The organism is Mesorhizobium sp. ORS 3428 (assembly GCF_001854785.1).
Taxonomy (GTDB): Bacteria; Pseudomonadota; Alphaproteobacteria; order Rhizobiales; family Rhizobiaceae; genus Mesorhizobium.
This window is the reverse complement of record NZ_MDFL01000094.1, coordinates 1-1,269: the sequence shown is the minus strand read 5'-3', so window position 1 is coordinate 1,269 and position 1,269 is coordinate 1. Positions and strand designations below refer to the sequence as shown.

Genomic DNA, 1,269 nt, shown 5'->3' with positions numbered 1-1,269 from the left:
TACAGACGCATCCTGGACGGGGAGAGCCTGGCTTGAACTGGTGCTGACAGCGGCCAACTGTTGAAGTCCGGCGCCGCCCCTCATCCGCCCGCCGGCACCTCCTCCCCGTGAAGAACGGGGAGAAGGGACAAACTCCAGGGGCAGCGCCAACTTCAGGCGATCGCGCAAGGCTTAGTTTACCCAGCACCTTGACTCTTGGGCCGATTTCCTGTCTAGACACCTGCGAATTCCGCGACGAGTAACTCTCCGCGAAAGCCGACCAGGACGCCGAAGCCTCTTGAGGCAAGTGCTGTAAACCGATCCTGGAGGCCAACACCCGGCAGCGCGATGCGCCCCCGGGTGCTTTTTGGCTTTGCGCTTTTGCTTGGCGACCCGGCGCGAACGCACTACCTCTCGGGCATCATCCGGATGCCAGGGAAAAGGAAGCAGAATGTTTGAATCCCTCCAGGAGCGTCTTGGCTCCATCCTGAACGGCCTGACCGGCCGCGGCGCGCTGTCCGAGGCGGATGTCTCGGCGGCGCTGCGCGAGGTGCGCCGCGCGCTGCTCGAAGCGGACGTCGCGCTGGAGGTGGTGCGTTCCTTCACCGACAAGGTGCGTGAGAAGGCGGTCGGCGCCGCGGTGCTGAAGTCGATCAAGCCTGGGCAGATGGTCGTCAAGATCGTCCATGACGAGCTGGTCGCCATGCTTGGCGCCGAAGGCGTCGCCGTCGACCTCAATGCGCCGGCGCCCGTCGTCGTGATGATGGTCGGCCTGCAGGGCTCCGGCAAGACGACGACCTCGGCCAAGATCGCCAAACGGCTGACCGAGCGGCAGAACAAGAAGGTTCTGATGGCCTCGCTGGACACGCGTCGTCCGGCCGCGCAGGAACAGCTTCGCCAGCTCGGCGAGCAGACTAAGGTCGCCACGTTGCCGATCATCGCCGGCCAGAGCCCGGTCGAGATCGCGCGCCGCGCCGTGCAGGCGGCCAAGCTCGGCGGCCATGACGTCGTCATCCTCGACACCGCCGGCCGCACCCATATCGACGAGCCGCTGATGGTCGAGATGGCCGACATCAAGAAGGTGTCGTCGCCGCACGAGATCCTGCTGGTCGCCGACTCTTTGACCGGCCAGGACGCCGTGAACCTCGCCAAGAGCTTCGACGAGCGCGTCGGCATCACCGGGCTGGTACTCACCCGCATGGACGGCGACGGCCGCGGCGGTGCCGCGCTTTCCATGCGCGCCGTCACCGGCAAGCCGATCAAGCTGATCGGCACCGGCGAAAAGATGGA

At 65.8% G+C, this 1,269-nt stretch carries 1 protein-coding gene; it reads left to right on the top strand.

The window, feature by feature from the left end:
• Positions 1-430: 430 nt before the first annotated feature.
• The coding region (locus ORS3428_RS08665) for a signal recognition particle protein (protein WP_083355066.1) at positions 431-1,269 on the top strand (839 nt) is incomplete at its 3' end.